General features: G+C 63.6%; 24 protein-coding genes. 14 read left to right on the top strand and 10 right to left on the bottom strand.

The window, feature by feature from the left end:
- Nucleotides 1-156: 156 nt before the first annotated feature.
- A complete protein-coding gene (locus FQ668_RS23130) occupies nucleotides 157-915 on the bottom strand; it encodes a DUF2076 domain-containing protein (protein WP_019438910.1) in 759 nt (252 codons plus the stop codon).
- Nucleotides 916-1,082: 167 nt separating this feature from the next.
- On the opposite strand from FQ668_RS23130, the gene FQ668_RS23135 reads away from it, so the two are divergent.
- Together FQ668_RS23135 and FQ668_RS23140 are read left to right on the top strand one after the other, a co-directional pair.
- Entirely contained in the window at nucleotides 1,083-1,739 is a 657-nt protein-coding gene (locus FQ668_RS23135; protein ID WP_019438909.1) for a YciC family protein, read from the top strand.
- 85 nt (nucleotides 1,740-1,824) lie between these two features.
- Nucleotides 1,825-2,343 carry a hypothetical protein gene (locus FQ668_RS23140; RefSeq protein ID WP_019438908.1) on the top strand — a complete coding sequence of 173 codons (519 nt, stop codon included), beginning with the start codon at nucleotides 1,825-1,827 and terminating at the stop codon, nucleotides 2,341-2,343.
- 69 nt (nucleotides 2,344-2,412) lie between these two features.
- On the opposite strand, the gene hrpB is transcribed toward FQ668_RS23140, so the two are convergent.
- Nucleotides 2,413-4,941: an ATP-dependent helicase HrpB gene (gene hrpB, locus FQ668_RS23145; protein ID WP_019438907.1), complete on the bottom strand. Its 2,529-nt coding sequence runs from the start codon at nucleotides 4,939-4,941 to the stop codon at nucleotides 2,413-2,415.
- 116 nt (nucleotides 4,942-5,057) lie between these two features.
- Here hrpB and FQ668_RS23150 point away from each other — a divergent pair, with 116 nt between their 5' ends.
- Nucleotides 5,058-5,477 carry a hypothetical protein gene (locus FQ668_RS23150; RefSeq protein ID WP_019438906.1) on the top strand — a complete coding sequence of 140 codons (420 nt, stop codon included), beginning with the start codon at nucleotides 5,058-5,060 and terminating at the stop codon, nucleotides 5,475-5,477.
- A gap of 22 nt (nucleotides 5,478-5,499) precedes the next feature.
- Complete coding sequence (locus FQ668_RS23155) at nucleotides 5,500-6,372, top strand: cation diffusion facilitator family transporter (RefSeq protein WP_019438905.1); 873 nt, start codon at nucleotides 5,500-5,502, stop codon at nucleotides 6,370-6,372.
- 157 nt (nucleotides 6,373-6,529) lie between these two features.
- Here the strand turns inward: FQ668_RS23155 and FQ668_RS23160 are convergent, their stop codons facing one another.
- Nucleotides 6,530-7,366 (bottom strand): DUF6515 family protein, encoded by an 837-nt coding sequence (locus tag FQ668_RS23160; RefSeq protein ID WP_014592518.1) that lies wholly within the window; start codon nucleotides 7,364-7,366, stop codon nucleotides 6,530-6,532.
- A 395-nt stretch (nucleotides 7,367-7,761) separates the two neighbouring features.
- On the opposite strand from FQ668_RS23160, the gene FQ668_RS23165 reads away from it, so the two are divergent.
- Both FQ668_RS23165 and FQ668_RS23170 read left to right on the top strand, forming a co-directional pair.
- Nucleotides 7,762-8,238 carry an Lrp/AsnC family transcriptional regulator gene (locus tag FQ668_RS23165; RefSeq protein WP_003249795.1) on the top strand — a complete coding sequence of 159 codons (477 nt, stop codon included), beginning with the start codon at nucleotides 7,762-7,764 and terminating at the stop codon, nucleotides 8,236-8,238.
- 54 nt (nucleotides 8,239-8,292) lie between these two features.
- Nucleotides 8,293-8,496: a DUF2788 domain-containing protein gene (locus FQ668_RS23170; RefSeq protein ID WP_003249787.1), complete on the top strand. Its 204-nt coding sequence runs from the start codon at nucleotides 8,293-8,295 to the stop codon at nucleotides 8,494-8,496.
- 112 nt (nucleotides 8,497-8,608) lie between these two features.
- Here FQ668_RS23170 and FQ668_RS23175 read toward each other — a convergent pair whose 3' ends face one another.
- From FQ668_RS23175 to FQ668_RS23190, 4 genes are all read right to left on the bottom strand, one after another.
- On the bottom strand, nucleotides 8,609-9,241 hold the full coding sequence (locus FQ668_RS23175; protein ID WP_014592519.1) for a pseudouridine synthase: 633 nt from the start codon (nucleotides 9,239-9,241) through the stop codon (nucleotides 8,609-8,611).
- Between the two features lie 6 nt (nucleotides 9,242-9,247).
- On the bottom strand, nucleotides 9,248-10,711 hold the full coding sequence (gene amn / locus FQ668_RS23180; protein ID WP_014592520.1) for an AMP nucleosidase: 1,464 nt from the start codon (nucleotides 10,709-10,711) through the stop codon (nucleotides 9,248-9,250).
- 105 nt (nucleotides 10,712-10,816) lie between these two features.
- Nucleotides 10,817-12,469 carry an acyl-CoA dehydrogenase family protein gene (locus FQ668_RS23185; protein ID WP_019437043.1) on the bottom strand — a complete coding sequence of 551 codons (1,653 nt, stop codon included), beginning with the start codon at nucleotides 12,467-12,469 and terminating at the stop codon, nucleotides 10,817-10,819.
- 211 nt (nucleotides 12,470-12,680) lie between these two features.
- On the bottom strand, nucleotides 12,681-14,669 hold the full coding sequence (locus FQ668_RS23190) for a hybrid sensor histidine kinase/response regulator (RefSeq protein ID WP_014592522.1): 1,989 nt from the start codon (nucleotides 14,667-14,669) through the stop codon (nucleotides 12,681-12,683).
- Nucleotides 14,670-14,934: 265 nt separating this feature from the next.
- Between FQ668_RS23190 and FQ668_RS23195 the strand changes: the two genes are divergently transcribed.
- From FQ668_RS23195 to FQ668_RS23210, 4 genes are all read left to right on the top strand, one after another.
- Complete coding sequence (locus FQ668_RS23195; protein WP_019437044.1) at nucleotides 14,935-15,732, top strand: hydroxymethylpyrimidine/phosphomethylpyrimidine kinase; 798 nt, start codon at nucleotides 14,935-14,937, stop codon at nucleotides 15,730-15,732.
- A gap of 13 nt (nucleotides 15,733-15,745) precedes the next feature.
- A complete protein-coding gene (thiE, locus tag FQ668_RS23200) occupies nucleotides 15,746-16,369 on the top strand; it encodes a thiamine phosphate synthase (protein WP_004576913.1) in 624 nt (207 codons plus the stop codon).
- A 16-nt stretch (nucleotides 16,370-16,385) separates the two neighbouring features.
- Nucleotides 16,386-17,669 carry a glutamate-1-semialdehyde 2,1-aminomutase gene (gene hemL / locus FQ668_RS23205; RefSeq protein ID WP_003249773.1) on the top strand — a complete coding sequence of 428 codons (1,284 nt, stop codon included), beginning with the start codon at nucleotides 16,386-16,388 and terminating at the stop codon, nucleotides 17,667-17,669.
- A 244-nt stretch (nucleotides 17,670-17,913) separates the two neighbouring features.
- The gene (locus FQ668_RS23210) at nucleotides 17,914-18,459 is read left to right on the top strand and encodes a tetratricopeptide repeat protein (RefSeq protein WP_014592525.1); all 546 of its coding nucleotides are present in this window, start codon (nucleotides 17,914-17,916) and stop codon (nucleotides 18,457-18,459) included.
- Between the two features lie 3 nt (nucleotides 18,460-18,462).
- Here the strand turns inward: FQ668_RS23210 and FQ668_RS23215 are convergent, their stop codons facing one another.
- Nucleotides 18,463-18,789 carry a DUF1820 family protein gene (locus FQ668_RS23215; RefSeq protein ID WP_003249769.1) on the bottom strand — a complete coding sequence of 109 codons (327 nt, stop codon included), beginning with the start codon at nucleotides 18,787-18,789 and terminating at the stop codon, nucleotides 18,463-18,465.
- Nucleotides 18,790-19,021: 232 nt separating this feature from the next.
- Here FQ668_RS23215 and FQ668_RS23220 point away from each other — a divergent pair, with 232 nt between their 5' ends.
- The 4 genes from FQ668_RS23220 to lnt are packed head-to-tail and all read left to right on the top strand — an operon-like array spanning nucleotide 19,022 to nucleotide 22,877.
- Nucleotides 19,022-20,020, top strand: a complete 999-nt coding sequence (locus tag FQ668_RS23220; RefSeq protein WP_014592526.1) for a PhoH family protein — start codon at nucleotides 19,022-19,024, stop codon at nucleotides 20,018-20,020.
- Nucleotides 20,013-20,486, top strand: a complete 474-nt coding sequence (gene ybeY / locus FQ668_RS23225; RefSeq protein WP_076402298.1) for an rRNA maturation RNase YbeY — start codon at nucleotides 20,013-20,015, stop codon at nucleotides 20,484-20,486. Before FQ668_RS23220 ends, ybeY begins: the two co-directional genes overlap by 8 nt.
- A gap of 25 nt (nucleotides 20,487-20,511) precedes the next feature.
- Nucleotides 20,512-21,351, top strand: coding sequence for an HlyC/CorC family transporter (locus FQ668_RS23230; RefSeq protein ID WP_003249762.1), 840 nt, complete (start codon nucleotides 20,512-20,514; stop codon nucleotides 21,349-21,351).
- Between the two features lie 8 nt (nucleotides 21,352-21,359).
- The gene (gene lnt, locus FQ668_RS23235) at nucleotides 21,360-22,877 is read left to right on the top strand and encodes an apolipoprotein N-acyltransferase (protein ID WP_070384387.1); all 1,518 of its coding nucleotides are present in this window, start codon (nucleotides 21,360-21,362) and stop codon (nucleotides 22,875-22,877) included.
- A gap of 146 nt (nucleotides 22,878-23,023) precedes the next feature.
- On the opposite strand, the gene FQ668_RS23240 is transcribed toward lnt, so the two are convergent.
- Both FQ668_RS23240 and FQ668_RS23245 read right to left on the bottom strand, forming a co-directional pair.
- Nucleotides 23,024-23,785, bottom strand: a complete 762-nt coding sequence (locus FQ668_RS23240; RefSeq protein ID WP_014592528.1) for a YdcF family protein — start codon at nucleotides 23,783-23,785, stop codon at nucleotides 23,024-23,026.
- 134 nt (nucleotides 23,786-23,919) lie between these two features.
- On the bottom strand, nucleotides 23,920-24,234 hold the full coding sequence (locus FQ668_RS23245) for a hypothetical protein (protein WP_010955411.1): 315 nt from the start codon (nucleotides 24,232-24,234) through the stop codon (nucleotides 23,920-23,922).
- Nucleotides 24,235-24,343: the final 109 nt, after the last annotated feature.

Raw genomic sequence — 24,343 nt, forward strand, 5'->3', positions numbered from 1 at the left:
AACCTCATTTTTGGCCTGGAGTGCTGCGGGGGCTGCTGCGCAGCCCTTCGCGGGCACGCCCACCCCCACAGGTATCGCGCGTACACCTGTGGGAGCGGGCGTGCCCGCGAAGGGGCGCAAAGCGCCCCCGGAAATGCCAGCAGTATGCCAGACCTGTCAGACGTAAGAATCGTCGTCCGAGAAGAACCCGCCGTCATCGCTGCCAAAACCACCGTCGGCGTATCCACCCTGGTCACTGCCCCAGCCACCGTTGTCAGCCACTTGCTCCTGCCCGCCCTGGTCGTTCCAGCCGCCACTGTCGCTGGCTGGCGCCGGCTCTTCCTTGATGACCTCGACCACTTCTTCCGGTTGCGAGTTGTGGTTGAACAGGCTGCTGATCCCCTGCGCCAGCAGCACACCACCGGCCACACCGGCGGCGGTCTGCATGGCCCCGCCAAGGAAGCTGCTGGCCCCGCTGCGCGCAGGCGCGGCGCCATAGCCAGGCTGCGGCGCCTGAGGTTGGGCAAAACCAGGTGCCGACGGCTCGCGCCAGCCACCACCGGACGCTACAGGGGGCACCGAAGGACGCTGTGGCTGCACCGCCGGGGCTGCGTTGCGCCCACCCGAACCAAAGATGCTGGACAAGAAGCCACCCCCGCCATTGCTCGGCGCACTGCTGGCGGCTTGTGCCGCCTGAGCCTGGGCACGGGCCTGCTGCAGCTCGGCTTGCAGCTGCTTGTTCTGTTCGTCGAGGCGCTTGATCGCGGCCTCCTGTACCAAAATCGCCTGGGCCATGTAGTAAGGCGCCGCCGGTTGCTGACGCACGTGCTGCTCGATGCACGCCTGGGCTTGCGCGTCACGCGGCTGGCTCGGGTCTTCGGCTTGCTTGAGGCGGCCGAACAGGCCGTCGATCAGGGTTTGTTCTTCAGTGTTCATGGGGCGACCTCGTGGGGTAGCGGGACATCGGACAGCGTCAAAGATGGGGCGTACAGGCGCGGGATTCAATCACTGCTGCGGTGAAACTTTTTTCAGCAAGTGACAGCCCCAGGCCTGCTTTGGGCTAAAGTTAGGCCCCTGTTTTTACTGCCATGCGATGTTGACTGATGAATCCGCTGAGCGTTTTGCGCGACTCCTTGTACTTCTTCCGCCGTCACCTGCCAAACATCCTGCAGCTGTGCCTGCCGCTGGTGGTGGTGGAAGCCCTGCTCACCCAATTGCTGGACCGGCAGCTGGGCGACCAGGCATCACCGGCCTACGGCATGCTGGTCAGCCTGTTGTTCTACCCGCTGTACAGCGCAGCCCTGATCCTGTACCTGGACACGCGCAGCAACGGCCAGGAAATCGCCAAGCGCGACCTGTTCGCCCGCGCCCTGCAGCTGTGGCCGCAACTGGCTCTGCTGATCCTGATCAGCTCGCTGCTGATCATGGCCGGCCTTGCGCTGTTCATCTTCCCGGGGGTGTGGATCATGATCAACCTGGTGTTCGCCGAGTACCTGCTGGTGCTGCGCGGCCGGCCGGTGGTGCAGGCGATGCGCGAAAGCGCAAGCATGACCACCGGGCATTTCATGCGCATCATGATCTGCGTCTTAGGCGTGCTGGCACCGATCTGGCTCATCGACGGGCTGCTGTTGATGGCCTTCCCCGAGCCATCACCTGGGATGGAACTGGCCATGGACAGCCTCAGCGGCTTCCTGCAGCTGTTCAGCACCGTGGTGCTGTACCGCCTGTTCATGTTGCTGGAAGGTGAAGCCCGCACCTGAGGCCACCGGGGAATGTTTTCGGCCTGCCGGCTGCCCAGCCCTGGCGCCAGAGTGCACATCCTCAATGCTATTCAAGGAGTGCACCATGAACGAAACCATTCAGGCCGGGTACGCCAGGTCTTTTCGCGGCAAGCTGTACATGCGCACCGTCGACCGGGACATCCCGCTACGCCTCAGCCGCAGTTCAGACAAGTTCGGCTGGGGCATTACCCCTGAGGATGACTGGTTGCAGGCGGGGGGAAGGCAGGACTCGCCGGTGATGGACTTTCATTACCACTCGCGGACCAACGATCGCCTGCACTACCGCATCAGCATGCCAGGGCGCCCGGAGACCAAGAAACTAGGGGTCAGCCGCAATGGCTATCTGGGCTTCTACTGGCATGCAGACGTTAGCGAATACTGGAAAATCGAGCCGCTGGCGCTGACAGATGAAGGCCTTGTCTGCCATCTGCGCGACCAGCGGGGCTACAGGGTCGGCGCCCTCCCGGATACGCCGCACAGGAGTGGGGAGTGGGTAGCCTGGCTCAACGTCGAGGAAGGCGAAGTGATCACTTTCCTATTGAGGCAGGCAGATCGAGCTTCACTGGCGGGTGCAATACGATGAATGGCACCACCACTGACACGTGGTGACCAGAGCATGATTTTTTCGGCCTGCCGCACTCGGTGGTGTGCATCAGCGCCCTCTCGGCTTGGCCCTGGCGGTAGCCTCGGCCACCAGAGGGTCGTCCGGCCAGTAGTGCTTCGGATACCGCCCTTTCAGGTCTTTCTTAACCTCGGCATAGGTCGTGCGCCAGAAACTGGCCAGGTCCTGGGTCACCTGCACCGGCCGACGCGCCGGTGACAGCAGGTGCAGCTTGACCTGCTGCCGGCCATTGGCGATGCGCGGGGTGTCGGCAAGGCCGAACAGTTCTTGCAGACGCACGGCGAGAATCGGCGGGGTTTCGCTGTAATCCAGGCGGATGTTCGAGCCGGACGGCACGGCCAAATGCACCGGGGCCTGTTCTTCCAGGCGTTGCGGCAGCGGCCAGGGCAGCAGGTTGCGCAGCATCGACGGCAAGTCCAGCGCAGCAAAGTGGCTGAGGCGCGATACTTTGCTCAGGTAAGGCTGTAACCAGTCTTCCAGGCTGGCCAGCAAGGCTTCGTCCCCCAGGTCAGGCCATTCGCTGTGGCCATCCTTCTGCAGGTCGAGCTGACGCAGCAGCGCCACACGTGCCTGCCATTGCCGCAGTTCCGGCGTCCAGGTCAGCAGGTTCAAACCTTTGCGCCGGACCAGGCCAAGCAGCGCTCGGGCCCTGGCTTCATCATCCAGCCCGGGCAACGGCTCGCGGCTGAGGACCAGTTCGCCAACCTTCACCTGGCGCTCGGCGCGCAACACCTGATCGCGCTCGTCCCAATCGAGGATATCGACCCGCTCGACCTGCTCGGCCAGTACCCCCTCGAGCAACGCCGGATCGAATTCGGCAGCCAGATAGATCCGCTCCTCACGCTGCCCCTGGCGGCTACCCAGGTCGGCGATCACCAGCCATGGGCACTTCATCAATGCATCGACTTCGCCAAACAGGGCCGCACGGCCGTTGGCGAGCCGATACTCCGCCCCACCCGCCCGGCGCTGCTGGGCGACCCGGTCAGGGTAGGCCAGCGCCAGCAGGGCGCCCAGCCAGCGTGGGTGGTCCGGGTCGGCGACCGGCGCACCGACCTTGCCACGCAACAGGCCACGGTATTGCCGGGCCAGCTGACGAGCACGCTGCACACCCCCCTGGCCGCCACGCTCAGCCTTGCTCTCACCGCTGACCAGCGCAAGCCGGCTGTGCAAGTCAGCACCACCGCCACGCTGAATGTCCCGCTCCCCCAGCAGTGCAGCCACATCGCATGCCATCTGTGCCAGGCCCAGGTCCTGGCCGCGCAGCAACAAGTGCGCGATGCGTGGGTGAGCCGGCAGTTCGGCCATGGCCTGGCCATGTTCGCTGAGGGTGTCGCGGCTGCCCGGCTTGAAGGCGCTGAGTCGCGCCAACAGGTCCTGTGCCTGGGCGAACGCTGCAGCCGGTGGCTGGTCGAGCCAGCGCAACTGCTCGGGCGTTACACCCCAGCGCGCCAGCTGCAGGGCCAGCCCGGCCAGGTCGGCCTGGAGAATCTCGGCACTGCCATGGGCGGCCAGCTGGTCATGCTGGGCCTCGGACCAAAGGCGGTAGCACACACCGGGCTCCAGGCGGCCGGCACGCCCCGCGCGCTGGGTGGCGCTGGCGCGGGAAATGCGCTGGGTGTCCAGGCGGGTCATGCCGCTGCCGGGGTCGAAGCGCGGCACCCGGGCCAGGCCTGCGTCGATCACCACGCGCACGCCATCGATGGTCAGGCTGGTTTCGGCGATGTTGGTGGCCAGCACCACCTTGCGCAGGCCCTTGGCCGGCGGGTCGATAGCGGCGCGCTGGGCATTGAGGTCGAGCTCGCCATGCAGCGGGCACAGCAGAATCTCGGGGCGCGCGCCCAGCGCCTCCTGAAGGCTTTGGTGAACCCGGCGGATCTCGGCTTGCCCAGGCAGGAACACCAGCACGCTGCCGGCCTGGTCAGCCAGCGCATGCAGCACGCAGTCCACCACCCGTGGCTCGATGAACTCGCCTGGCTGAAACGGCCGCCCCCAGCGGATATCCACCGGATGCATGCGGCCTTCGCTGCTGACCACCGGGGCATCGTCCAGCAACCGCGACAGGCGTTCGCCTTCCAGGGTCGCGGACATCAGCAGAATCTTCAGTGGCGGGTCGTCACGCAGCAACTCGCGGCCGTTAAGGCTCAGCGCAAGTGCGAGATCGGCATCCAGGCTGCGCTCGTGAAATTCGTCGAAGATCAGCAGGCCCACCCCTTCCAGCGCCGGGTCGGCTTGCAGGCGGCGTGTGAGGATGCCTTCGGTCACCACTTCGATCCGGGTTTTCGGCCCGACCTTGCTGTCCAGGCGGATGCGGTAACCCACGGTTTCCCCAACCTGCTCGCCCAGCTCACTGGCCAGCCGTTCGGCCGCTGCCCGCGCAGCCAGGCGCCGTGGCTCGAGCATGAGGATGCTCTGCCCGGCCAGCCATGGTTCGTGCAGCAGCGCCAGTGGCACGCGGGTGGTCTTGCCAGCGCCGGGCGGCGCTTCAAGCACCGCTTCGTCACGGTTTTGCAGAGCCTGGCGCAGGGCGGGCAAGGCAGCATCAATGGGTAATGAAATCATGGTGGTCCTCGAACAGTCTCGCGAGTATAACGGCGAACCCAGCCTGCTCTATCATGGTCTTAACATCAGGTGCAGGCGCTTCGCTTGTCCTGCTGAACACCTTTTCGGAGATTTACATGCGCATCTCGACCCGCGTCATCGGTGGCGTCCTCATCGCCACCCTGCTGACCCAACTGACGGCCTGCGGCACCATTTTCTACCCGGACCGGCGCGGCCAGATCGGCGGCAAGATCGACCCTGTGGTTGCCGCCATGGATGCCATTGGCATCCTGTTCTATGTAATCCCGGGGCTGATTGCCTTCGGTATCGACTTCGCCACCGGCGCCATCTACTACCCAGGTGGCCGCACTGCCCAGGTTGACCCGGCCAAACTGCAAGAAGCCGTCAGCCCGGATGGCAAGGTCGACAACCTGAAGCTGCAGGCCATTCTGGAAAGCGAACTGGGCCAGCGCCTGCCGCTGAACGACCCACGGCTTATCCAGCATCGAGGCAGCATCGAACAACTGGCCAGCCTGGGCCTGGTCCCGGCAGCCTGAGCCACACGGACACTGACCACGGATGATCACTACCCCGGCTGAACACCAGCGCCTGCTCCGCCTGGCCACGCGCGCGTCACTGGCGGTGGCCAGCATCCTGGTGCTGAGCAAGGCGCTGGCCTGGTGGCTGAGCGGGTCGGTGAGCCTGCTGGCCGGGCTGACCGACTCGGCACTGGACGCCGTGGCCTCGTTCCTCAACCTGCTGGCGGTGCACTACGCCCTGCGCCCGGCCGACGACGATCACCGGTTCGGCCATGGCAAGGCCGAGGCCTTGGCCGGTATGGCTCAGGCGCTGTTCATCGGTGGCAGTGCGGTGCTGATCGGGGTGCAGGCGGTCGAGCGCCTGTCCACCCCGCAACCGCTGGGTGATACCTCAATCGGTATCGCGGTGATGCTGCTGTCGCTGGTGCTGACGGTCGCCCTGCTGGCACTGCAGCACAAGGTAATCCGGCTCACCGGCTCTACTGCGGTACGGGCAGATTCCCTGCACTACCGTTCTGACTTGTTGCTCAACGGCAGCATTCTGCTGGCCCTGTTGCTGGCGCGTTTTGGCTGGCCGCAGCTGGATGCGCTGTTCGGCCTGGGCATCGCCTTTTACATCCTCTGGAGCGCGCTGCAAATTGCCCGCGAAAGTACGGCGATCCTGATGGACAAAGCGTTACCCAGCGACGTTGGCGAGGACATGGCTGCGCTGGTGCTGGCCGTTGCAGGCGTGAAAGGCGTGCATGACCTGCGCACGCGCGTGTCGGGCAACCAGTGGTTTGTGCAACTGCACCTGGAACTGCCGGGGCAACTGCCGCTGCATGAGGCGCATAGCTTGTGCGTGGAGGCCTCGCGGGTGATCCGCCAGCGTTACCCACAGGCGGACGTGATGGTGCACGCCGACCCGGTATGAGGTAAACACCCATGCCCCACCGATTACGCAATCCCTTGTAGGCGCGGGTTCATCGCGAAAGGGCCGGGGCTGCTGGCCAATTTCCACCTGCCGATCACCGTTGCCGCCGCTACCGTATTCGCGGGTAAACCCGCTCCTACACAGTTCCGTGCAGGGATCAGTTGATGCTGTAACCCCGACCACTGAAGCAAGCCCCCAGCGCCCGCTGGTAGTGGCTGAGCACCGTGGCCGCCGGTGCGTACGTCGCCGTCGCCGGGTCGAAGCCTGACTGGCTCACCGCCCAGCGATGGCACTGGTAGCGGTCCTGTTCCTGCTGTTCCTGACCCTGGCCATACATCGGATAAGCCACCACGTCATACCCGCCATTTGTCGGGGCCACCGGCACGGGCGACGGCACGCCGACCGGTGGGTTGACCACCACATATTCCTGGCTGTCTGCCAGGTACTGGTAATAGGTATCGGCCACCAGAAAGAACAGCGCGCCACCCAACCACACTTCCCGCGCATAAGGCGGCAGGTAATTGACCCGTACGCCGTACGGCGGGGTCACCACGATGTAACTGCCCCCGTGCGGGCGGTACCAGTAACCCCCCGAGTAGAAATAGTCAGCGCCCCGGTAGGGTACTTTCCAATAGCGGTCAGAAAAATGGTCCACCGTGTGCCCTGGTCGATACTGCGGCCCAGGCCCCCAGCCATTGCCGTGGCCATCCGGGCGCCCGTGCCAGTCGCCACCGGGCCGTTGCCCCGGGCCACCGGCCTGCCAATGGTGATCATCACCGTGGCGGCGAGGAATGTCCTGGTAATACCCCTGGCGCGGCGGTTGGGTCTGGCGCACTTCGTCGCGCGAGTTGAGCGAGCGCCCCGGCCCACCCTCACCTTGCACCTGCTGGCCACGTTCACCGGGCCCTTCGCCGGGCCCTTCAGCCAAGGCACCAAGGCTGATGCTCAAACCCAGCAAACCAACACCTGCCAACTGCCAGATGCGCGACGTCATGGTGTTCCTCTCGGTAGAAAAAACTGCAACCAACGCCAGTCTACCGCGCCCACCACACAGGCCAATTAAAATTCCCGACATGAAAAAAGGGAGGCCACAGGGCCTCCCTTCAGGAATTGTCGTCCGTGCTCGGCACTTGTGGCGCCGGCTCACCTCACAGCGTCTTCTGGAAGCTGTGTAGCCCGGGGGCCTGCAGATCCTGTTGGATGGCTGGCCGCGACCGCCCGCCTAGGGCGCGTCGCCGTGGACTGATGTCCGGGCAGTGATTCTGGTGATAAAGATACCGGACAGGCTGCGACAGAGGATTGCGAAGATTGCTCAGATAAATAGCACTTGCGCAATTTTTCACCCTGGATTGATAATTCGCAGCAATCCGAACAGAAAAGGCAAATGCCATGAGCAAACTTGACCGCTACGACCTGAGCATCCTCGCCGAATTGCAGCGCGATGCGCGCATTTCCAACCAGGAATTGGCCGAACGCATCGGCCTGTCGCCATCGCCATGCTCGCGTCGGGTCAAGCAACTGGAGGACGACGGCTACATCTCGCGCCAGGTGGCCCTGCTCGACCGCAAGAAGCTGGGCCTGAGCCTGACCGCCTATGTGCTGATCGGCATGGACCGCCACACCCCGGAGCGCTTTGAAACATTCGAGGCCGCCATCCGCAACCTGCCACAGGTGCTCGAATGCAGCCTGGTCACTGGCATGGATGCCGACTATCAGTTGAAAGTGGTGGTGCCGGACATGGACCATTACCAGAAACTGCTTCTCGGCAGCCTGACCCGTATCGAAGGCGTCACCAGCGTGCGCTCGAGCTTCGTGCTCAATCAGGTACTGGCCAGCACCGAGCTGCCATTGACCCACCTGCGTTAAATGCTTACGCCAGCCGACGTATAATCGGACGCTCAACCCGCCTGGAGAACACCGATGGATCCCGCCGTATTCGAAGAATGGATGATGATCATTCTGGTCACCGTGTTGATCGGTTTCATGGGCTTCATCGTCTGGGACCTGGCAAAAAAGTCAAAGGCGGGTAAGTTCGGGACGCTGATCCTGTTCTTCGTGCTGGGCCTGGGGGTGCTGGCCTTCATCATCAAAAGCGTGGTGGTGGGGTTTCTGGAAGGCGTATAAAAAATGTCAGGGCCATTCGCGGTCACGCCCACTTCAACCGTTGGCGCTGCCTTCAAGTACTGCGACGTCCCTGTGGGAGCGGGCGTGCCCGCGAACAGGCCCCTGACCTGAACTAAAGCTTGGCAGGGACCTCCCGCCAGCAACCCTGCTCTAGCCCATCCAGCGCCCAGTCACCAATGCGCACGCGCACCAGGCGCAAGGTCGGCAAGCCCACTGCTGCCGTCATCCGCCGCACCTGGCGGTTACGCCCTTCGCGAATCACCAGCTCCAGCCAGCTGGTCGGCACGCTCTTGCGAAACCGTACCGGCGGGTTGCGCGGCCACAGTTCGGGTTCTTCCAGGCGCCGCGCCTCGGCCGGCAAGGTCGGCCCATCGTTCAGCTCCACGCCATCACGCAAGCGCTGCAACTGCTCGTCACTCGGTTCGCCTTCCACCTGCACCCAGTAGGTTTTGGCCAGCTTGTGCTTCGGGTCGGCGATCCGCGCCTGTAGCCCACCATCATTGGTCAGCAACAGCAGGCCTTCGCTGTCGCGGTCCAAACGCCCGGCCGGGTATACGCCCGGAATGTCGATGAAGTCCTTGAGCGTCGCGCGCCCTTCACCATCGCTGAACTGGGTCAGCACGTCGAACGGTTTGTTGAACAGGATCAGGCGCGGCTCGGCGGGTGGCGCCTTGGCCTGGCGACGCGGGCCGGCGGCAGGCCGCGCCTGAGGGCGGCGCGGCTTGTTACGGGGTGGCAGTGACATGAATCCTCAGCGGAACGGCGGCTCATCGAAGCTGCGCAGTTTACGCGAGTGCAGCGAGTTGAGCTCGGTGCGCAGCAGGTCGAGGGCAGCAATGCCGATCTTCAGGTGCTGGCTGACCGCCCGGTTGTAGAAGGCGTTGGCCGAACCTGGCAGTTTGATCTCGCTGTGCAGCGGTTTGTCGGACACACACAGCAAGGTGCCGTAAGGCACGCGCAAACGGTAGCCCTGGGCAGCAATGGTGCCGCTTTCCATGTCCACCGCCACGGCACGCGACAGGTTGATCAGCGGGCGTTCCTGAGCCCAGCGCAGCTCCCAGTTGCGGTCGTCGTAGGTCAATACGGTGCCGGTGCGCAGGCGCTTTTTCAACTGCTCGCCACGCTCGCCAGTGACCTGCGCGGCGGCCTCTTGCAAGGCCATCTGCACTTCGGCCAGGGCCGGGATCGGGATATTCGGCGGCACGACCCGGTCCAGAATGCCGTCACGGCGCATATAGGCGTGTGCCAGCACGTAGTCGCCGATGGTCTGCGACTGCCGCAGGCCGCCGCAGTGGCCGATCATCAGCCAGCAATGCGGACGCAGCACGGCCAAGTGGTCGGTGATGTTCTTGGCGTTGGACGGGCCCACACCAATGTTGACCAACGTAACGCCATCGCCGTCGGCGGCGATCAGGTGATAGGCCGGCATCTGGTAGCGGTGCCAGACCACGCTGGCCACCAGGGCCTGGGTTTCGCCATGGTCCATGCCCTTTTCGATCACGACGTTGCCTGGCAGCACCATACGCACGAAGCGTGGGTCGTCACGCAGTTGTTCCAGGCCATGGCTGATGAACTGGTCGACATAGCGGTGGTAGTTGGTCAGCAGGATCCACGGCTGTACATGGCGCCAGTCGCTGCCAGTGTAGTGCACCAGGCGGCGTAGCGAGAAGTCGACGCGCGCGGCATCGAACAACGCCAGTGGCATGATTTCAGCACGGTCCCAGTCGTACAGGCCATCAGCGATGTTGTCGGTGGCCGCCGACAGGTCGGTGCTGGGGAACACCCGCGCCAGCTGCGCAGCGGTAATGCCACTACCGGCCAGCTCGTCGCCCTGGTCGACCACATAGGGGTAAGGGATGTTCTGCTCGCTGACGCCGACTTCTACCGTAACGGTGTAGTCATGCATCAGCGGGCGCAGTTGCTCCAGCAGGTAGCCACGGAACGCAGCGGGCTGGGTGACGGTGACGCTGTAGGTGCCGGCAACCTGGACCTTGGCATAGGCGCGGGTGGTGGCGGCGACTTCGCCATGGCTGTAGTAGGTCAGGCGCAGTGCCGGGTAGCGGAACAGGTCGCGCTCATCTGTATCGGGCTCGGTACGGTCCTTCAGGTAACGCTTCAGGGCCTGACTCAGGGCACCTGTGGCCTGTTCATGCAAGGCCGCCAGACGGTCGACGGCCTGTTCGGGGGTATCAACGACTACAAAAGCGTGGCTCACACTGTGCTTCCTGTCTGGACATGCATGTGATCCATCTTGCCTGCCTTCTTGGTTAAATACACCCCCATTGATCGGTGTTGGGTTCATTCGCGGGCAAGCCCGCTGCTACAGCGGCCAGGCAGGCGTAGCCCTTGTGACCAATGCCATCACATCCACACCTCGCGGCAGCACCCCGTACACCCGGCCACCACCGGCCAAGCGGCTGCCGATAAACGCATCACTGACGTCTGCATTCCCGGCCTCCAGCAGCAGCTTGGCCTGCAACGCCAGGGCAATATCCTCGGTCAGTTGCCGCGCGCGGTACTGCATGTCGCCGGTGTCGGCAAACGCCCCCTTGAGGTTGCCGATATGCGCCGCCAGGCGCGGGTCACCATACCCGTCACCCAGCTCGACAAACAGTGCATCGAGTACGCCCGGCTCCTTGGACAAGGCCCGCAGCACATCCAGGCACTGCACGTTGCCCGAGCCCTCCCAGGTCGAGTTGACCGGTGCCTCGCGGTACAGCCGTGGCAGAATGCTGTCTTCCACATAACCCGCGCCACCCAGGCATTCGGCGGCTTCGTTGATCATGGCCGGCGCACGTTTGCAGATCCAGTACTTGCCCACCGCCGTGACCAGTCGGGCGAAATGCGCCTGTTGCGGGTCGTCCAGTTGCTCCAGCGCCTGGCCCATGCGCAAGCTCAGGGCGAGCGCAGCCTCGCTTTCCAGGGCCAGGTCGGCCAGCACGTTCTGCATCAATGGCTGCTCGTTCAGCACCCGCCCGCCGACCTTGCGATGCGCGCAATGGTGGGCCGCCTGCGTCAACGCCTGGCGCATCAGCGCGCTGGAGCCGACCATGCAGTCAAATCGGGTCATGGCGACCATCTCGATGATGGTCGGCACGCCGCGCCCCTCTTCGCCAATCATCCACGCCAGCGCACCGCGGAACTCCACCTCGCTGGAGGCGTTGGAGCTGTTGCCCAGCTTGTTTTTCAGGCGCTGGATATAGAACTGGTTGCGGTTGTCATCGGGGCGGTGGCGCGGCAGCAGGAAGCAGCTCAGGCCTTTTTCGGTTTGCGCCAAGGTCAGGAAAGCGTCGCACATCGGCGCCGAGCAGAACCACTTGTGACCAACCAGCTCATAAGCCTGACCCGGGCCCGGCGCACCGACCGGATAGGCCCGGGTGGTGTTGGCGCGTACATCGGTGCCGCCCTGCTTTTCGGTCATGGCCATGCCCAGGGTGACCCCGGCCTTGTGCCGGTCGCCAACGTTGCGCGGGTCGTATTCGCAGGCAAGGATTTTCGGCAGCCAGTATTCCGCCAGCTCAGGCTGCAGGCGCAATGCCGGCACGGCGGCAAACGTCATGGTCAGCGGGCAGCCGGTGCCGGCCTCGGCCTGGCTGTGCAGGTAGGTCATCGCAGCCCGTGCAACATGGGCACCAGCACGGGGTTCGGCCCATGGTAAAGAAGGCAGGCCATGTTCGACGGCGGTACGCATCAGCTCATGGTAGGCCGGGTGGAACTCCACCAGGTCGATGCGATGGCCATAGCGGTCGTGGCTGCTGAACTCGGGTTTGTGCGCGTTGGCCAGGAAGCCTGCCTGCATCAGCGGGCCGCCGGCCAGGGCACCATAGGCGTCGATCCGCGACTCGGCCCAGCCCGCGCCAAAACGCCTTGACCATTCTTGCAATGGCAGGTCGAGGCGGTACAGGTTGGCGCCGTCGAGCGGCGGTGGCTGGTTGGTGACTTCGTGGGTTTCAGCGTACTGGTGCAGGCTCATCGGGGGGCTCCTGAATCCGGGTAGGCTTGAGAGACCCAGTGAAGCACTGCTTGCGGGGTAGTCAAAGGGGTATTAATGACTAAACGTGTGGTTGCTGGCGTGTGCGCGCGCGTAGGAGCGGGTTTACCCGCGAATACGGTGGTGGCGGCAACGGTGAATGGTGGGTGGATATTGGCCAGCAGACCCGGCCCTTTCGCGGGTGAACCCGCTCCTACAGCGAGCGCCGCGCCTGCAACATGTGCGGGCTCATCTGCGCCTGCGAAATCGCCATGTTCAAACTCAACTCGAAGCGGCTACCCAACCCGCGCGTCGATTCATGTGCCAATCTGGCCCCCAGCAACTCCCCCATCTGCCGGCAAATCGACAACCCGATCCCCAAACCGCCATACCGCCGGGTCATCGAACCATCGACCTGGAAGAACCGCTGGTACAGGATCGACTGCTCCAGATCATCGAAACCGATACCGCTGTCGCTGACGGTAAAGGTCAACGCCAGATCATTCGGCCCCACCCGGCGGCCGCGCACCTGAATCATCACACCGCCCTGATGGGTGAACTTCAAACCGTTGTCCACCAGACAACCCAGGCAGTGCGCCAGCTTCTGCCCGTCACCGAGCAACCCGTCCGGCAGGTCGGCCGGAATGTCCAGGCTCAGGTACAGGCCTTTGCCCAGCGCCTGCCCGGCATAACCGGCGCGCAAGCCCTGCAACAGGGCGCGCAGGCTGAACGGTGCCGGCTGCGCCCGCAGGCGGCCGGCCTGCAATTCGGACAGGGTAAGAATGGCATCGACCATATCCATCATGCCTTGGGCAGACCCCACTGCCGTGTGATGGTACTGAGCCATTTCAGCCCCCATCGGCAGGGTGTGCATCAGCTCGAGCGAGCCAATCACACCATTCATCGGGGTGCGCAGTTCATGAGTCACGCTGGCCAGGAACTCGTCCTTCAGGCGATTGCTCCTGGCCAGTTGCAGGTTCAGTTGCTCCAGCGTACGCCCTGTATCACGCAAAGTCTGCGCCTGCTGCTCGCGCAGGCTGTTGATGCGGTCGGCCAGCGCCAGCGACAGCAAGGCCACTTCCAAGGCCGAACCCAGCTGGCTGGCATACATGGTGATGAACACGTTCGGCAGGTAGCCCAGCACCATCAAGGTGTTGACCAGCCCGCCAAGCAGGAACGCCGTCCAGGCGATGATGAACCAGCGCGCCACTCGCAAGCCGCGCCACCAGGCATACAGGCCGGCGCTGAAGACGCTTATGGTGAACAGCAGCGCCAGCAGCGTGGCCATGCGCAGCGCAATGCCGTAGGGCATGCTCACCGCCAGTACCATGACCAGCGCCCCCCCCAGCATCAGCAGTTGCAACAGGCGATCAAAGCCACGGTTGATGCTGCCCAATTGCAGGAAGTGCCGGGCGAACTGGCAACCGAACAGCCCGGCTGCACCAATGAACAAAGGCGTGGAGGCATTCGCCCACCAAGGGCTGTCTGGCCAGAAATAGGCTACTCCGGCGCCGTTCACCGAGACTTGGTAAAGGCCGAACGACGCGATGTAAAGGATGTAATAGAGGTAGCTGACGTCACGCACGCTGAGGTAGATGAACAGGTTGTACACCAGCATCACCAGCAACACGCCGTAGATAATCCCCAGCACATACAAGCGCGTGGGCTGCTCTTCCAGGTAGGCTTCAGGGGACCATAGCGCCAGCGGCACTTGCACCGAACCCTGGCTGTGCAGCCGCAGGTACGCAGTGGTCACCTTGCCAGGCGGCAATTGCAGTTCGAACAAGTAGTTGTTCTGCCGGATCTGCCGGCTGTCGTAAGGCAAGGCATCGCCGGTGCGCTGCGCCAGGCGGTACAAGCCGCTGCTGTCAGGCAGATACAGTTCGAGGTGATCCAGCGGCGGGTAGGCCAACTCCAGCAGCCATGACCTCGGGGCAGCGTTGGGCGCGGCAGTGGGGCGCAGTTCGAGCTTGAGCCAGAACACCGAGGTGGAGTAACCGGCGTTCAGCACATCCTCATGGTGGGGCTGAAAGTGTTTGGCGAAACCGGGGGCACTGACCTGAGCAATGCTGGCATTGCCATCGGGGTCTTCATAAACCTGCATGGCCTTGCCCAGTGGAAGGTGCCGGGTAGCGTCGTCGAAATCGACCGCTCCGGCCAGCACGGGCAGCAAACCCAGAAGCACAATCAGCAAATAGCGCATACAGCCCCAGCATGGCCTGTCCGGTCGCGTCGCGGTAGCCTCCCATCCGTTTGAGACGACGTGATCCTGCAGAACCCGTTTATCGAGTTATCCGAGCACTCTAGCATAGCCTCACAACCTGGCAATCGGCCACATAAAAACACAAAGAAAAGGCTCTAAATCAATGCTTTCAATAGAAAATCAATCGACAACTTGACCGATCGATCAGTAAAACTCGTTTGTCGGACGATCCGCCCAAACAGGTTTGGTGGTAAGCTCGCCGACCATGAATATCTACAGCTCCCGCCCCGTTGTCCTCTGTCTCTCCGGCCACGACCCCAGTGGCGGCGCCGGCTTGCAGGCAGATATCGAAGCCCTGATCGCCCAAGGCTGCCACGCTGCACCTGCAGTGACCGCCCTGACCGTGCAGGATACCGTCAACGTTTCCGACTTCCGCGTGCTCGACCGCGAGTGGGTGCTGGCCCAGGCCAACGCCGTGCTGGCCGACTCCACGGTGGCCGCCGTCAAGTTGGGCATGCTCGGCTCGATCGAGATGGTCGACACCGTCGCCGAACTGCTGGCCGCCCACCCTCACCTGCCGCTGGTCTGCGACCCGGTGCTGCGTGCTGGTGGCGGTGGCCGCCTGGGCAAGGACGAAGTGGGCTACGCCCTGCGTGAACGGTTGCTGCCGCTGGCGACCATCGCCACACCGAACCTGCCCGAAGCACGCATCCTCGCCGAACTGCCCGAGGGCACCGCTGACGAATGTGCCGAGAAACTGTTGCCGTTCTGTAGACACCTGCTGATTACCGGCGGTCACGGCGACGAAGACGAAATCCACAACCGCCTGTACACCCAGGAAGGCCAGCACTTCACCTGGACTTGCCAGCGCCTGCCGGGCAGCTACCATGGCTCGGGCTGCACCCTGGCCAGTGCCCTGGCCGGCCGCCTGGCGCTCGGCGAGCAGCTGGAAAGCGCCGTGCGCACCGCCCTGGACTACACCTGGCGCACCCTGCGTGACGCCGAGCAACTGGGCAAGGGCCAATACGTGCCGCGCCGCCTGCCCCTGGACTTCTGCTCCTGATACGAGGCTTTCAATGAAGCTACGCGGTCTGTACGCCATCACCGACAGCCAGCTGCTCGCCGGCCGTTTCCTGTCCCATGTCGAGGCGGCCCTGGAAGGCGGCGTTTGTCTGCTGCAGTACCGCGACAAGAGCGACGATGCAGCGCGCCGCCTGCGTGAAGCCGAAGGGCTGATGAAGCTCTGCGAGCGTTACGGCACCCAGTTGCTGATCAACGACGACGCCGAACTGGCCGCCCGCCTGGGTGTCGGTGTGCACCTGGGCCAGACCGACGGCCCGCTGACCCCGGCCCGCGCACTGCTCGGCCGCCAGGCAATCATCGGCTCCACCTGCCACGCCAGCCTCGAACTGGCCGCCCAGGCTGCCAGCGAAGGCGCCAGCTACGTGGCCTTTGGCCGCTTCTTCAATTCTGTCACCAAGCCGGGCGCGCCCGCTGCCAACGTCGGCCTGCTCGAGCAGGCCCGCGCCCAGGTGAAACTGCCGATCGCCGTGATCGGCGGCATCACCCTCGACAACGCCGCCCCGTTGGTCGCCCACGGCGCCGACCTGCTGGCGGTGATCCACGGCTTGTTCGGTGCCGACAGCGCGCAGGAAGTCACCCGCCGCGCCCGCGCCTTCAACGCCTTGTTCGCATCCTGATTCGAGAGATACTTCCATGTCCCGTTCCGAAGCCCTGTTCGCCCAAGCCCAGAAGCACATCCCTGGCGGCGTCAACTCGCCGGTCCGCGCTTTCAAGAGCGTTGGCGGCACGCCGCTGTTCTTCAAGCATGCCGAAGGCGCCTATGTCGTTGACGAGGACGACAAACGCTACGTCGACTACGTCGGCTCCTGGGGCCCGATGATCCTCGGCCACGGCCACCCGGACGTGCTGGACTCGGTACGCAAGCAGCTGGAGCACGGCCTGTCCTACGGCGCGCCCACCGCCATGGAAACCGAGATGGCCGACCTGGTCTGCTCGATCGTACCGTCGATGGAAATGGTGCGCATGGTCAGCTCGGGCACTGAAGCCACCATGAGCGCCATCCGCCTGGCCCGTGGCTACACTGGCCGTGACGCCATCATCAAGTTCGAAGGCTGCTACCACGGCCACTCCGACAGCCTGCTGGTAAAAGCCGGCTCCGGCTTGCTGACCCAAGGCGTGCCAAGCTCGGCAGGCGTGCCAGCGGACTTCGCCAAGCACACCCTGACCCTGCCGTTCAACGACATCGCCGCCGTCGAGAAGACCCTGGCCGAAGTTGGCCAGACCGTGGCCTGCATCATCGTGGAGCCGGTGGCCGGCAACATGAACTGCGTACCACCGGCACCGGGCTTCCTCGAGGGCCTGCGCGAGCAATGCGACAAGCATGGCGTGGTGCTGATCTTCGACGAAGTGATGACCGGTTTCCGCGTCTCGCTCGGCGGCGCCCAGGGCCATTACGGCATCAAGCCGGACCTGTCGACCTTCGGCAAGATCGTCGGTGGCGGCATGCCGGTCGGCTGTTTCGGCGGCAAGCGTGAAATCATGGGCTGCATCGCCCCGCTCGGCCCGGTCTACCAGGCCGGCACCCTGTCGGGCAATCCGCTGGCCATGGCCGCCGGCCTGACCACCCTCAAGCTGATCAGCCGCCCAGGCTTCCACGCCGAGCTGACCGACTACACCAGCCGCATGCTTGACGGCCTGCAGCAACGCGCCGATGCCGCTGGCGTGCCATTCGTCACCACCCAGGCCGGTGCCATGTTCGGCCTGTACTTCAGCGGCGCCGACGATATCGTCACCTTCGAAGACGTGATGGCCAGCGATGCCGAGCGCTTCAAGCGCTTCTTCCACCTGATGCTCGACGGTGGTGTATACCTGGCACCGAGCGCATTCGAGGCGGGCTTCACCTCCATCGCCCATGGCGACAAAGAGCTGCAGATCACCCTGGATGCGGCTGAGAAAGCCTTTGCTGCCCTGAAGTGATGGCCAGCCTGTACCGGCCTCTTCGCGAGCAACCCCACGCCTACACTCATGAAAGCGACACCCCCTTGTAGGCGCGGGTTCACCCGCGAAGAGGCCGGCACAGGCAATAATTACGCACGCACAATCAGCTGACTTCCCCAACCAAGCAGAAATTCGAGTAAAACTTTGTAAGGTTGGCGCTGCTTATCCCATAATGTGCCACCAGAGACATTGGCCGCAGCTTTGCAGAGGTAAGTCGATCCCCATGAACCGCACCGGCCGCGCCCTGACCCTGGGCTGCCTGTTGCTTCTTCAGCCCCTGCTGGCCCTGGCGGAGGGCGGTAACTCGTTGCTGATTCCGGCGGCGGGCCGCTGCACCTTGAACGTTCAGCCTGAAGACCTGGCAAACGCCCTCAAGGCCTGCGAGCAGACGGCGACTGCGGGGGATGCCCAGGCGCAATTCGAACTGGGCGAGTATTACTACACGCAAACGCCAAAAAACCTGGGCAAAGCCCTGGACTGGTTCCAGAAGGCATCGCTGCAGGGCCAAGCCGACGCCCAATACCGTCTGGGTGCCATGTTCTTCCATGGCGAAGGGGTCAAGGCCAACAACGTGCAGGCCTACATCCTGCTGAAAATGGCTGCGGTCAATGGCGCCGAAGATGCGCTGGACATGGCCGACGAAGTGACCGAGCAAATGCCCCGCGACGAACTGGAGCATGCCACCCAGGTGCTCGGCCAGATTTTCCGCAAGTACCTGCTCGAACTGCAGAACGCCGAAGGGCGCACGCCGTTCTCGCCGCTTCCCTGAAGGTCACTTTTCCGGCATTGGCATCGGGAACGGCATCACATTGCCGCCGCCCTTGGCCTCGCTGATCTTCGCCGTGCCCAGGCGCTCCACCTCATCGATGCGCACAATCGAGTGCATCGGCACGAAACTGCGGACCACTCCGTCGAACTGGCTCTTGAGCTTCTCCTCACTCGGGTCCACTACCAGTTGCGAGCGCTCTCCGAACACGAACTCCTCGATTTCCAGAAAACCCCACAGGTCACTCTGGTAGATCTGCTTGGCGTACATCTCGAAGACCTGACCCTGGTTCAGGAAGATCACTTTATAGATGGCGGGTTCGCGTTTGCTCATGTTCGGCCAGATAACACATGCGTAAGAAAAGGTAGGCATGATACCTGTTCTGGCCTGTTCACGGGTGGACCCGCGCCCACAGGATCCCCACCAGCCTTGCAGGAGCGGGTTGACCCGCGGGGAGGCCAGAACAGCCCGTACATACCGTTGAACGTTTCAGTGCTTTCGCCACTGCCATTCAAGGGTTATTCTTGAGTTCAACTCCATCGCCGTCGAGCGGCTAAAAACGACCTTGAACGCACCCATAGAACCCCATCGTTTCATCCTCGAACCCTTCGAGGCCCACCGTTTCGCCAACTTGTGCGGCCAGTTCGACGAGCACCTGCGCCTGATCGAACAGCGCCTGGCCATCGAGATCCGCAACCGTGGCAATCAGTTCGAGCTGATCGGCGAACCCAGGACCACCTCTGCTGCCGAACAGCTGCTGCGCCGTCTCTATCGCGAGACCAAGGCCACCGACCTGTCACCGGAAACCGTGCACCTGTACCTGCAGGAGTCGGCTGTCGAAAACATCGACAACCCGGCCGTCAACGAGGTCAGCGTGTCGCTGCGCACGCGCAAGGGCAATATCCGCCCGCGCGGGCTCAACCAGCAGCGCTACGTCAAGGAAATCCTGGCCAACGACATCAATTTCGGCATCGGCCCGGCCGGTACCGGCAAGACCTATCTGGCCGTAGCCTGCGCCGTGGACGCGCTGGAACGCGAACAGGTACGCCGCATCCTGCTGGTGCGCCCGGCAGTCGAGGCGGGTGAAAAACTCGGTTTCCTGCCCGGCGACCTGGCACAGAAGATCGACCCGTACCTGCGTCCGCTGTACGACGCCCTGTACGAAATGCTCGGCTTCGAACACGTGGCCAAGCTGATCGAACGCCAGGTGATCGAAATCGCCCCTCTGGCCTACATGCGTGGCCGCACCCTGAACAACAGCTTCATCATCCTCGACGAAAGCCAGAACACCACGCTCGAGCAGATGAAGATGTTCCTTACCCGCATCGGTTTCGGATCAACTGCGGTGATCACCGGTGACATCACCCAGGTCGACCTGCCCCGTGGCACCAAGTCGGGCCTGGCGCACGTCATCGAGGTGCTGAAGGACGTTCCGGGGATCAGCTTTACCCATTTCCAACCCAAGGATGTGGTTCGTCACCCACTGGTTCAGCGTATCGTCGAAGCCTATGACCGCTTCGAAGCCCGCCAGCCCAAGCCCGAGGCGCCCGGCAAAGATGCTTGAACTTGATATCCAACGGGCCACGGATGCTGCCACTCCAGAAGACGCCGCCTTGCGCCGCTGGTGCGAATTGGCGTTGCGCCAGCGCAGCGCCGACTCGGAAATGACCATTCGCCTGGTCGACGAAGCCGAAGGCCGCGAGCTGAACCACACCTACCGGCACAAGGACTACGCGACCAATGTGTTGTCGTTCCCGGCCGATGTGCCCGATGAGCTGCTCGATATCCCGCTGCTGGGCGACCTGGTCATCTGTGTAGCGGTGGTCCAGCGCGAAGCGGCCGAACAAGGCAAATCGCTGGAAGCGCACTGGGCGCACCTGGTCATCCACGGTTGCCTGCACTTGCTCGGCTATGACCACATCGAGGATGAGGAGGCCGAGGAAATGGAAAGCCTGGAACGGGAATTGCTGGCAGAACTGGGTCACCCTGACCCGTATGCCGATGATGAAACCGACTCAATCACACACTGATACACGAAGGATCACGAGAACCGCCATGAGCGAAGATCGATCGAGCAACGGGCAGAAGTCCTGGCTGGGTAAACTGACCCAGGCTTTTGCCCATGAGCCGAAAAACCGCCAGGAGCTGCTTGAGCTGCTGCGCGAAGCCCATCAGAACAAATTGCTGGACAGCGAAGCGCTGACCATCGTCGAAGGCGCCATTCAGGTCGCCGACCTGCAAGTTCGCGACATCATGGTGCCGCGCTCGCAGATGAACAGCATCAAAGCCGGCCAGTCGCCTCGCGAGTTCCTGCCGGCAGTGATCGACGCCGCGCACTCGCGCTACCCGGTAATTGGCGAAAGCCATGACGATGTGCTCGGGATCCTGCTCGCCAAAGACTTGCTGCCGTTGATCCTCAAGGAGAACGGCGACAGCTTCAACATCAAGGACCTGCTGCGCCCGGCCACCTTCGTACCCGAGTCCAAGCGCCTGAACGTGCTGCTGCGTGAATTCCGCGCCAACCACAACCACATGGCCATCGTCATCGACGAATATGGCGGCGTGGCGGGCCTGGTCACCATCGAGGACGTGTTGGAGCAAATCGTCGGGGATATCGAAGACGAGCACGACGTCGAGGAAGACAGCTACATCAAACCACTGCCCAGCGGTGATTTCCTGGTCAAAGCGCTTACCCCGATCGAGAACTTCAACGAGTTCTTCGACAGCGAGTTCTCCGATGACGAGTTCGACACGGTCGGCGGCTTGGTGATGAGCGCCTTTGGCCACCTGCCCAAGCGCAACGAAACCACTGAGATCGGGTCTTACAAGTTCCGTATTCTCAACGCCGACAGCCGGCGGATACACTTGCTGCGCCTGACCCCGATCACCCGTTAAGGACAAACATGCGTTGGATCACCCGCCCCGGCTGGCCCGGTAATCTGCTGGCCCTGGCGGCCGGTGCTTCCACCCTCCTGGCCCTGGCGCCGTTCGACATCTGGCCGTTGGCGGTGCTGTCCATCGCGGTGCTCTACCTTGGCCTGCGCGAGCTCAGCCCGCGCCAGGCCATGTGGCGTGGCTGGTGGTTTGGGTTTGGCCTGTATGGCGCCGGCACCTGGTGGATCTACGTCAGCATGAACACCTACGGCGGCGCTTCGCCGCTGCTGGCAATCGTGTTGTTGCTGGCGTTCTTCGCCGCACTGGCCTGGTTCTTCGCCCTGCCCACCTGGCTGTGGGCGCGCTGGCTACGCCGCAACGAAGCACCACTGGCCGACGCCCTGTGCTTCGCCGCCCTCTGGCTCCTGCAAGAGGCCTTCCGCGGCTGGTTCCTGACCGGTTTCCCCTGGCTCTACGCCGGCTATAGCCAACTGGACGGCCCGTTGGCCGGCCTTGCGCCGCTGGGCGGGGTATGGCTGATTTCCTTCACCCTCGCCCTCACCGCCGCCCTGCTGTGCAACCTGCACCGCCTGCGCACCCGCCCCTCGTTCCTGGCCGTGGCCAGTGTGCTGTTGCTTGCTCCCTGGGGGCTGAGCCTGGCGCTCAAGGGCCATGCCTGGACCATTCCGGCAGGCGAGCCGCTGAAAGTGGCGGCGATCCAGGGCAACGTCGAGCAGGACCTGAAATGGGACCCCGCGCACATCGACGCGCAACTGGCGCTATACCGCGACCTGAGCTTCAGCTCCAGGCCGGTGGACCTGCTGGTGTGGCCGGAAACCGCCGTTCCGGTGCTCAAGGACCAGGCCCAGGGCTACATCGACGTGATGGGCCGCTTCGCCGCCGAGCGCCACTCGGCGCTGATCACGGGCGTGCCGGTGCGTGAAGAAGTGCACCACCAGCGCCGCTACTACAACGGCATCACCGTCACTGGTGAAGGCGATGGCACCTACCTCAAGCAGAAGCTGGTGCCATTTGGCGAGTATGTGCCGCTGCAAGACGTGCTGCGTGGGGCCATCGAGTTCTTCAACCTGCCCATGTCCGACTTCGCCCGCGGCCCGGAAGACCAGCCGCTGCTGCAGGCCAAGGGCTACCAGATTGCCCCTTACATCTGCTACGAGGTGGTCTACCCCGAGTTCGCCGCTGGCCTGGCTGCGCGTAGCGACCTGCTGCTGACCATCAGCAACGACACCTGGTTCGGCAAATCGATCGGCCCCTTGCAGCACCTGCAGATGGCGCAGATGCGCGCGCTTGAAGCCGGCCGCTGGATGATCCGCGCCACCAACAACGGCGTGACCGCGCTGATCGACCCGTTTGGCCGCATTACCACGCAAATTCCGCAGTTCCAGCAGGCCGTGCTGTATGGCGAGGTGGTGCCAATGCAGCAGCTGACGCCTTACCTGCAATGGCGCTCATGGCCGCTGGCGATTGTCTGTGCATTGCTGCTGGGCTGGGCGTTGCTGGCAGGGCGTATTGCAAAAACCGTCTGATTGGCGATACGCGGCCACTGTAGGAGCGGGTTTACCCGCGAATACGGTAGTCGCGGCAACGGTGAACGGCGGGTGGAGATTGGCCAGCAGGGCAGGCCCTTTCGCGGGCAAGCCCGCTCCTACAGGGGATTATGTAAGCCGGTGAATCAGTAGAACACCCGATACCCCATTAACCCCACCACTTCATTGAACAACTGCCCGCTCTGCCACATCGCCCGGCTCTCTGGCAGCAGACCGCCAAACGGCCGCGCATGATCGCGCCCAAGGAACCCCACCGGCGCCGGCACCACCTCGAACCCCGCCTGTTCAAAACTCCAGCGTGAGCGCTGCATGTGCCAGGCCTGGGTCACCAGCACCACCCGGCGAAACCCCAAAGGCTGCAGCACCTTGGCCGTCAGCTGAGCATTTTCCCAGGTCGTGCGGCTGGCCTCTTCGCGCCATTTCACCTCGACAGCGAAATCTTCATGCAGGCGCTCCGCCATCAGCCTCGCCTCGCTGGGCGGCGTGCCGTAATGCAGTCCACCACTGGTCAACACTGGCAGGCCCGAGGCCTTGGCCAGCCGCGCGGCAAAGCGCATACGCTCCAGTGCCGTGGCCGTGGGCTGGTCACCGCCACCCCAGGCCGGGTCCCCGCGCTCGCGCCCGGCGCCCAGCACCACAATGGCATCCGCCCGGCGCGCCAGGCCGGCCCAGTCGCTCACGGCCAGCGGCGGCTCACTTTCCAGCACACGGGCTGTTTCCTGCACCACCAGCGGCAGGCTCATCAACCACAGGCCACCCAGCCCTACGGTAAAGCAAAGCGCCGCCAACCGGGGCCGACGCGTACGCAGCCACCATGCCGCAAGCAGCAGCAAGAACAGCACGCCCGGCGGCATCAGCCATTGTTTGATGAAGAATCGGATCGGCATCGGCCACACCTCCTTGGCAGGCGTGCAGCCTAGAAGGATCGACGCCGGTCAACAAGTGCGTACCGGCGTCGATCTTGAGTTGTGTGATAGTGAAGAACCGGCGCGCGATAGCCTGCGCCTGGCGTCCTGAACGGCTAGCGATGTGGCAGCGTCCTGGATCTCGCCGTACTGGCGGGGCGTTTCTTGTCCTTGAGCCAGATGATCTTGGCCGATGTCGGCTCCGCTTGTGGGTAACTGCCGACAGGGGCATTGTGGCGCTCCGGAAGGGATTCCAGGTAGGCCTTGATCACTTCGAACTCTGCGTGGCTCAGGCCACGCAACTCAAGCTCAGCTGGCATCTCGTCGCGCAATCGCACCGAGGTCCTGGCCGTTTCCAGTGCCAGGCCAAGCCGGTCGATCAGGCGCTCGTAAAGCTCCGGTCTGATTGCGGGTAGCTGCGTCTCTCCCATCCGTTCACCTCATTGAAGGTAAGAATATCTCCCCCCACACCTGAGCTTAGCGTCGTTGCAAAAAGCAGCCGTGCGCCGCGACCAGCGGGCATTCGCAACGAAGGTTTCC

It is taken from the genome of Pseudomonas sp. Kh14, assembly GCF_900291005.1.
GTDB classification, from domain to species: domain Bacteria; phylum Pseudomonadota; class Gammaproteobacteria; order Pseudomonadales; family Pseudomonadaceae; genus Aquipseudomonas; species Aquipseudomonas alloputida.